The sequence below is a fragment of the Parasphingorhabdus sp. genome (assembly GCF_036964675.1).
In the GTDB taxonomy this organism is placed as follows: Bacteria; Pseudomonadota; Alphaproteobacteria; order Sphingomonadales; family Sphingomonadaceae; genus Parasphingorhabdus.
Window position 1 is genome coordinate 22143 of record NZ_JBALTF010000030.1, and the last position, 8057, is coordinate 30199.

General features: G+C 59.3%; 7 protein-coding genes. 6 read left to right on the forward strand and 1 reads right to left on the reverse strand.

Going from position 1 to position 8057, the window contains the following annotated elements:
• The 5 genes from V7665_RS13910 to argE form a co-directional block, all read left to right on the forward strand.
• Positions 1-96 (forward strand): hypothetical protein (locus V7665_RS13910; protein ID WP_442955190.1); only part of this gene is annotated, 96 nt, incomplete at its 5' end.
• Positions 97-395: 299 nt separating this feature from the next.
• The gene (locus V7665_RS07185) at positions 396-1676 is read left to right on the forward strand and encodes a metal-dependent hydrolase family protein (protein ID WP_335663854.1); all 1281 of its coding nucleotides are present in this window, start codon (positions 396-398) and stop codon (positions 1674-1676) included.
• Between the two features lie 9 nt (positions 1677-1685).
• A complete protein-coding gene (locus V7665_RS07190; protein WP_335663855.1) occupies positions 1686-2378 on the forward strand; it encodes a prolyl hydroxylase family protein in 693 nt (230 codons plus the stop codon).
• A 133-nt stretch (positions 2379-2511) separates the two neighbouring features.
• The gene (locus tag V7665_RS07195; RefSeq protein WP_335663856.1) at positions 2512-4344 is read left to right on the forward strand and encodes a DUF885 domain-containing protein; all 1833 of its coding nucleotides are present in this window, start codon (positions 2512-2514) and stop codon (positions 4342-4344) included.
• A 199-nt stretch (positions 4345-4543) separates the two neighbouring features.
• Complete coding sequence (argE, locus tag V7665_RS07200; protein WP_335663857.1) at positions 4544-5707, forward strand: acetylornithine deacetylase; 1164 nt, start codon at positions 4544-4546, stop codon at positions 5705-5707.
• A 1-nt stretch (position 5708) separates the two neighbouring features.
• On the opposite strand, the gene V7665_RS07205 is transcribed toward argE, so the two are convergent.
• A complete protein-coding gene (locus V7665_RS07205; RefSeq protein WP_335663858.1) occupies positions 5709-7133 on the reverse strand; it encodes a mechanosensitive ion channel domain-containing protein in 1425 nt (474 codons plus the stop codon).
• 154 nt (positions 7134-7287) lie between these two features.
• Between V7665_RS07205 and V7665_RS07210 the strand changes: the two genes are divergently transcribed.
• Positions 7288-8057, forward strand: a 770-nt coding sequence (locus V7665_RS07210) for a fatty acid desaturase (RefSeq protein WP_335663859.1), incomplete at its 3' end; no start/stop codon positions are given.

Here is an 8057-nt window from a genome sequence, read left to right on the forward strand (position 1 = left end):
GACAATGACGGGGTTTCCGACAAGGATGAAATAGCGGCGGGAACCGACCCTTATGACGCCAGAGACAGGCCGCCTGAAAAACGTTCAGAAAAATAATTCCTGGCTTGGATCGGTAAGCCAGGAAGCCTGTTTGATCCGCTGTTTTGACCAACGGGCGGCTGGACCTATTTGTCGCGCCGACCTTGTTCCAAAACCGGCAGCACCGGCTCTTTATCTGCGCCCTCAGACCAAGCCACCAGCGAAGAAATATGATGGCGTGATGCAGCAGCGGCGGCATTGTCTCGCGACGTCTGGCCTTCCACCCTGAGTGAAAAGGCAAGGCGGCCAAGACCCTTTCCTGTTGCAACTTGTCAAAGCTCCAAGCAAAAGCACATCCGACCAACGGGAGAAACTTGATGATACGCGCGCTCGGCCTGACCATATCGACTCTGGCGCTGGGAATGTTGCCAGCGACCGCCATCGCCCAGAACCAGATCATTCGCGTCGGCAATTTGCTGACCGATGCCGCCGCGCAGCCGAGCGGACCGGCCACCATCATCGTCCGGGATGGCAAGATTGCCGAAATCCGGAACGGATCGGAACCCGTGTCCGACGCGAACGCCACCATCATCGATCTGTCGACCAAGACCGTGATGCCCGGCCTGATCGACCTGCACGTTCATCTGACCGGCGACCCCGGCGGTGATTTCTGGAAGGAAACCACCGAGCCCGCCGAATGGGGCGTGGTTGTCGGCGCCAAAAATGCCTTGGTGACCGCGAAAGCCGGCTTCACTACCGTGCGCGAGGCCGGATCTTCGCAATATAGCGCCTTCTCGCTGCGTCGCGGCACCGCCGAAGGCATCATCCCTGGCCCGCGCATCATCGCCGCTGGTCCAGCTCTGGCGATCATCGGCGGCCATGGCGACGTTTCGGGCTTCACCGAGGATGTCAACGGCCTGCTGACCAGCGGCTATAGCTGCACCGGTGCGGTCGAATGCGCCGCCAAGGTCCGCAAGGCATCGCGGGCCGGTTCCGAAATCATCAAGATAACCGCCACCGGCGGCGTGCTGTCGCAACAGGGCCGCGGGCTGGATGCGCAATTTACCAGCGAGGAGATGCAATCAATCGCCGACACCGCCCATTCACTCGGCCTGAAAGTCATGGCCCACGCCCATGGCGCACGCGGCATCGAGGCAGCAGCGCGGGCTGGCATCGACACGATCGAGCACGGAACCTTCGCCGATGAAGCGGCGTTGAAAGTCATGAAAGCCAACGGCACGGCGATGGTGCCGACATTGATGGCGTTCAAGGGCGTCAGCGAGCGGCTCGGCAAGGGTATTTACACACCGGTGGTCGAAGACAAGATCCGCATGACCATGGGCCAGGTTGGCAAGGCCGTGACCATGGCCAGGCAAATGGGCGTGCCGATCGCCTTTGGCACCGATGCCGGTGTCTTTGACCATGGCCGCAATGCCGAGGAACTGCAGCTGATGGTCGATGCCGGCCTGACCCGGCGCGAAGCGATTGCCAGCGCCACCACGGTCGCCGCCAAAATGCTCGACATGGAAAATGAAATCGGCCGGATCGCAGTCGGCTATTCCGCTGACCTGATTGCATTCGATGGCAATCCGCTGGAGGATGTTCGCAAACTTGAAAAGATCGACTGGGTGATGGTGCGCGGGCGCATCATCGACTAGGGCCTGGCCATGGTCAAAGCCTTTTCGAAAAAGCAGACCGAGCGCTACGCCAGCCCGCGGCGGATGGCAGCGCTCGGTCATCAGGTGACCGAAACGCTGAACGCCCATCCCCGGGTGCAGTGGCTGGAAAGCCCGCATGTGCAGCTCTTCGTCTACCAGAATTTCCTCAGCGACGCCGATTGCGACCTGCTGATCGCCATGATCGACAGCGACAGCCAGCCCTCGACCCTGTACGAAGGCACCGAGCGTGAGGGCTATCGCACCAGCTACAGCTGCAATGTCAATCCCGCCGACCCCGACATCCGCCGCATCGACCAGTCGATCTGCGACCTGATGGGCCTGCCGCAAACGCACAGCGAAATCCTCCAGGGCCAGCGCTACCAGCCCGGCCAGCAGTTCAAGGACCATCACGACTATTTCCACGAAAGCGAGAAATATTGGCAATATGAAGGCCCCAATGGCGGCCAGCGCAGCTGGACCGCGATGGCCTATCTCAACGAGCCGGAAAAGGGCGGCGCGACCGCTTTCCCGCAGCTGCAATATGAGGTCGAACCGCGCCGCGGCATGCTGCTGATCTGGAACAATATGCGCCTCGACGGCACCCCCAATATCGACACGCTGCACGCTGGCACGCCGGTCGAAAAGGGCACCAAATATATCATCACCAAATGGTTCCGGCTCAACCAGTGGGGCAAAGCCTGATCCTGGCAAACGCCCATTCTCCGATCAACCGCCGACCGGTTTCGACCAACGACGTCAAAGCCCGGGGGAAGTCGTTGCGAGCGATACTTTACCGTGTTAGCTGGCCATAACAGTTTTCGGATAGGAATATGAAATGATCAAGAAGTCTCTCGCTCTTCTCCTCGGCACCAGCCTGCTCGCGACCGGCAGCATCGCGATCGCCCAGCCGCTTGCCGCAACCAGCGCAGCGGCGATGGAGCATCACGAAGCCACGGAGATGACCGAGGGCCAGAAGATGAAGGCCCTGTTCGCCAAGAGCGACAAGGAAAATCTCAAGCGCAATCCGATCGGCGCGCTGTTCCGCGGCGACGAACGCTATGCCGATCAGCTCGGCGACTATATCAGCGACGAATATTTCGCCAAGGAAAAGGCCGCCGAAACGGCCGAACTGGCTGCGCTGCTGAAACTCGACCGCAACAAGCTGAGCGCCACCGATAGAATCGCCTATGACGTGTTCAAGCGCGACAAGCAGCAGGCGCTCAAGGGCTATTCCGACGAAATCATGGCATTGACCGTGGTCCGCCCGGTCAATCACTTCAGCGGCTTCCACACTTTCTATCCCGACTTTGCCTCCGGCAAGGGCGCGGCGCCGTTCAAGACGGTCAAAAATTACGAAGATAATCTCAAACGCCACCAGCAGTTCATTATCATCGGTGACCGTTCGATCGGCCGGTTCCGCGAAGGCATGGCAAGCGGCGTCGTCGAAACCAAGCTGACGATCAACAACGTGATCGAGCAGCTCGCCACCCAGATCGGCCTCGGTCTGGAAAACAGCCCGTTCATGGCGCCGACCAAAAATTTCCCCGAAGATTTCAGCGATGCCGACAAGGCCCGACTGACCAAGGAATATGCGGCCGCCACCACCGATATTTTCGCCAGCTATCAGCGCATGCATGATTTCCTCAAAAATGAATATCTGCCGGTTGCCCGCGAAGGCGTCGGCCTGAGCGCGATGAAGGGCGGCGACATTCTCTATCAAAATCTGATCGAGAATACGACGACCCTGCCGCTCAAGGCCGACTATATCCACAATTTGGGTATCAGCGAAGTCACCCGGATCAAGACCGAGATGGAAGCGATCAAGGCCGAGGTTGGCTTTGACGGAACCCTGCCCGAATTTTTCGAATATCTCCGCACCGATCCGAAATTCCACCCGGAATCCCGTGAAGCGCTGACACAGGCTTATTATGACATGGGCAAGAAGGTCGACGCCAAAATCGGCGAGCAATTCAAGGTCCTGCCAAAATCACCGCTGGAAATTCGCCCCTATGACGAATCGGTCGAAAAATTCCAGGCCGGCGGTTCCTACCAGAGCGGCACGCCCGACGGCTCGCGTCCCGGCGTCTTCTATTTCAACGCCTATGACCTGCCGTCGCGCAACACTTCCGGCATCACCACGCTCTATCTGCACGAAGGCGCACCGGGCCATCACTTCCAGATTTCGCTGGCCCAGGAGAATACCGAGCTGCCAAACTTCATGCGCTTCGGTGGCAACACCGCCTTTGTCGAAGGCTGGGCGCTCTATGCCGAGAAGCTCGGCTTCCCGATGGGCCTGTACACCGACCCCTATCAGCGCTTCGGCCATCTTGATGACGAGATGCTGCGCGCGATGCGTCTGGTCGTCGACACCGGTCTGCACAGCAAGGGCTGGACCCGCGATCAGGCGATCCAGTATATGCTCGACAACAGCAGCATGGGCAAAACCGATGCCACCGCCGAAGTCGAACGCTATATCGCGATCCCGTCACAGGCCCTGGCCTACAAGATCGGCGCGCTGACCATCCAGCGTCTGAAGAAGGAAGCCCAGGACGCGCTCGGCGACAAGTTCGACGTCCGCGAATTCCACAATCAGGTGCTCAACACCGGCGCGCTGCCGATGACCGTGCTGGAGACAAAGATCCGCGACTGGATTGCTTCGCAGGTATAGGGTTACGCCTCTCTTAGCCCCTCCTCTTCAGAGGAGGGGTTTATTGCAAAATTCCCTGTCCTACATGGCGTTGACTGTGATAATCGCTCAGCATGACCAAAGCAAAATCCTTCCCCCGAAACCCGCCAATTTTCGGCGATTTGGGGCCGGTCCGCTTTCTTTCTCTTAACACTGTAAAGTTTGTAAAGTTCATAGCCCGATGACCGACACTCTCCTCACCTCCGCCCGCGAAATTCTCGCCACGCTGATCGCCTTCGACACCACCTCGCGGAACAGCAATCTCGCACTGATCGCCTGGGTTGAGGATTATCTTGAGCAGCACGGCGTCGCATCGACCCGCGTCGTCAATGCAGACGCTTCCAAGGCCAATCTTTACGCCACCGTCGGGCCGAACATCGAAGGCGGGGTCATATTGTCCGGCCATAGCGATGTCGTGCCGGTCGACGGGCAGGACTGGCACAGCGATCCGTGGACCGTCGACGAGCGCAATGGCCTGCTGCATGGGCGCGGAACGTGCGATATGAAGGGATTTATCGCGCTGGCACTGGCCGCCGTGCCCTTGTTCAAAAATGGCGAGAAGCCGGTGCATCTGGCGTTCAGCTATGATGAGGAAATCGGCTGTCTCGGCGCGCCGGCGATGATTGAGGAGATGGCGGCAAAGCTGCCGAAACCGGCGCTGGCGATTATCGGCGAACCGACGATGATGAAGGTGATCACCGGGCACAAGGGGATCACCGTCCACGAAGTCGAAGTGCTCGGTCATGAAGCCCATAGCAGCCTGCCCCATCTGGGTATTTCCGCCAATATGGTGGCGGTCGAGCTGATGCATGATCTCGCCGAACTGGCGCGTGGTCTTTGGGAAAATGCCGATCCGGCCTCTCCGTTCATTCCGCCGCATGCGACACTGACCATCGGCACAATGGCGGGCGGCACCGCGCCCAATATCCTAGCCCGGCGCGCGCAATTTGTCTTCGATCTCCGCTGCCCGCCGAATGTCGATCCCGAAGCCATATTGGCGCCGTTCAAGGCAAAAATCGCGGCGCTGAATGGCGAGATGGCGCAGGCCTTCCCCGAAGCCGGCGTCAGCATCACCCGGCTGTCCAACGCGCCGCCAATGGCACCGACCGGTTCGCAGGAGGCGGAAGCTTTTGTCCGCCGTCTGACCGGCGACAATGGTTCTTCAGGAGTTGTCTCTTATGCTGCCGAGGCCGGACAATTTCAGCAGGCCGGCTTTGCCACCGTGATCTGCGGCCCCGGTTCGATCGAGCAGGCGCACCAGCCGAATGAATATCTGGCGGTCGAACAATTCGGGCGCGGCGCCGATTTCATGCTGCGGCTGGCCGAGGCGCTATCCCGTCAATAGCTCACTCGATCGGCCGTGCCTCGTCCAATATATCCTCCTCGTCAGCAGTAGCTCGCTCTTCCGCAACTTTTTTGCCGATATCATTTTCGCGGCTGACATCTTCCATCGCGAGATCCGGTTGCGGCGCTTTGTGGGTCGGCTTGCCCTCTGCCCCGGCACCAGTGCCCTCATCTTTGGGGCTGCGCGCTATCTCAAGCGGCGCACCGCTGTCAAAACGCAGCCGGTATATTGGTTCCGGCAATCCGAAACCTTCTGCGTCCAATATGTTCATCACTGCTCGTATCGCGATGCTGCGGGCCTTGAAGAAATCGCTATGTCCCTGATCAATCCAGCCAAAAAAGCTGATGACGATATTGGAATCGCCAACCTGTTCCAGACGGGCACTGGCGTCGGGCTCATCGAGCACAAAACTCAGCCGTCGCAGCGCTTCCAGACCAATGTTCATCGCCGCCAGCGGATCGTCTGCGGCATCAATCCCGAGTTCAAAATCAAAGCGGCGTTCGGGATTGGTGGAATAATTGAGTATCTCGGCCTTGAACACGGTGCTGTTGGGAATGCGCAGGTGATTGCCGTCGAGCGTCATCAATATGGTTGCCCGCGACGTCAGGCGAATGACATGCCCTTCACGGCTGCCGATCACGACATGGTCATTGGCGCGAAAAGGCTGGCGGATCGAGAGCATGATGCTCGAGATATAATTGTCGACCGTGTCCCGGATTGCAAAACCAATCGCCAGACCAAGAACACCGGCACCGCCAAGGATCGCGCCCATCAATGCGGTCGCCTGCAGCACATCAAGCGCGATGATCAAGCCGATAATGACAAAGATGATCCGGATACTGGTCGCCATCAGTTCCGCCATGAACATGTTCGGCGCAGTCCCCCGCCACAGGCCGGTCAGTCTGGAGAGAACCCGGCCCAACAACCAGAACAGGATGAAGATAGCCAATGCTATGCCAAGCAGCGGCAGGATATTGAGAAATTTCTGGAGATTGTTTTTCAGCTTGTCGGTGACCGGCTGCAGATTATCCGCAACATCCAGATTCCGCTCCAAAGCATTTTCGACGGTAACCACGCCCGTCACCCGGGCCGCGATGCTTTCAGCGCGATCGGCATCGGCAATTGTCGGCACATCGCCGGTCATCGCTACCACTCCGGCATCGACCCTGATCCGAACGTCTTTCAAAGCATCAATTTCATTAAAGATACCCGCAATGCGCTGTTCGATGTCCTGATCCGTTGGCGATATGGCTTGCGCCTCGATAACGGGCTCCGGATCTGCTGGTTCGGCAGGGACTTCGATGCCGGGCAGTTCGATCTGGGCATGGGCCAATGGAGCAAAAATCCCCGGCACCAGAATGACAAAGCATGCCAGCAACGCCATTCGCGCCGCCTCGAACCGGTGTCCAAATTGTCTGATTTGCATCGCGATTCCCCGTATTTTTCATCCCGAACATGGCATGATTAAAGCACTCACAACTGACAGCGCAAAACATTGCCCCAAGCATGTCGTAGCGTCAGACCGGAAGTTTGTAAAATCTTCAGAAAACGCCTATGTTGAGGGAGAAAAGGATCGCATCATGCCCGCTGTAAAAGCTGCCAAACCGAATGAGATTTTTGCCCGCGAGGAGTGGACGGCGCTGACTCGCGTGTCGCGCTGGCACGGTCTGTGGCTGACGCTGCACGGCTGGCTGATGGTGGCACTGGTCACCGGCGGCACCGCGCTGCTCTGGCAATGGCACTGGCTGGCCGGGCTGGTGGTGACGCCGCTGGCATTGGTGCTGGTCGGCGGGCGGCAACTGGGCCTGTCGATTTTAATGCACGAAGCGGCGCACGGCCTGCTCCATCCCAAGCGCAAGATCAATAATTTCGCTGGCCAGTGGCTGACCGGTTCGGCGACCGGCAGCGACCTGCACAGTTACCGCGCCTATCATCTGACCCATCACCGCTACACCCAGCAGAGCGAAGATCCCGATCTTGGCCTGTCCGCAGCTTTCCCGACCTCGCCCGCCAGCATGCGGCGCAAGATCATCCGCGACCTGACCGGACAGACATTTCTCAAGCAGCGCGGCAATCAATTCGCGGTGGCGTGGAAGGGACTGAAAGCCATGCTATCGGGTGAGAGTGACGCCGCCGCGCCAGCCAAGCGCGACACATCGGCGGGCACCCCGCTCAACCGCAATGGTGCCGCCGGCGTCGCCGCTCCGGTGGTCGATCTGGATGGCGCGAAACGGACGACGCGGACGGTGGGCCGCTTCCTGCTGATCCAGCTGGCGGTGCTGCTGGGCAGTCTGGCCACGCTTGGCATCATTCCGTTCCTGATCTGGCTGGTCGCGCTGGCGACCACCTT

Excerpts from the sequence above, each read along its gene's own strand:
- V7665_RS07205 (WP_335663858.1), bottom strand. The coding sequence starts at position 7,133 with ATGCAAATCAGACAATTTGGACACCGGTTCGAGGCGGCGCGAATGGCG.
- argE (WP_335663857.1), top strand. The coding sequence starts at position 4,544 with ATGACCGACACTCTCCTCACCTCCGCCCGCGAAATTCTCGCCACGCTG.
- V7665_RS07195 (WP_335663856.1), top strand. The coding sequence starts at position 2,512 with ATGATCAAGAAGTCTCTCGCTCTTCTCCTCGGCACCAGCCTGCTCGCG.
- V7665_RS07185 (WP_335663854.1), top strand. The coding sequence starts at position 396 with ATGATACGCGCGCTCGGCCTGACCATATCGACTCTGGCGCTGGGAATG.
- V7665_RS07190 (WP_335663855.1), top strand. The coding sequence starts at position 1,686 with ATGGTCAAAGCCTTTTCGAAAAAGCAGACCGAGCGCTACGCCAGCCCG.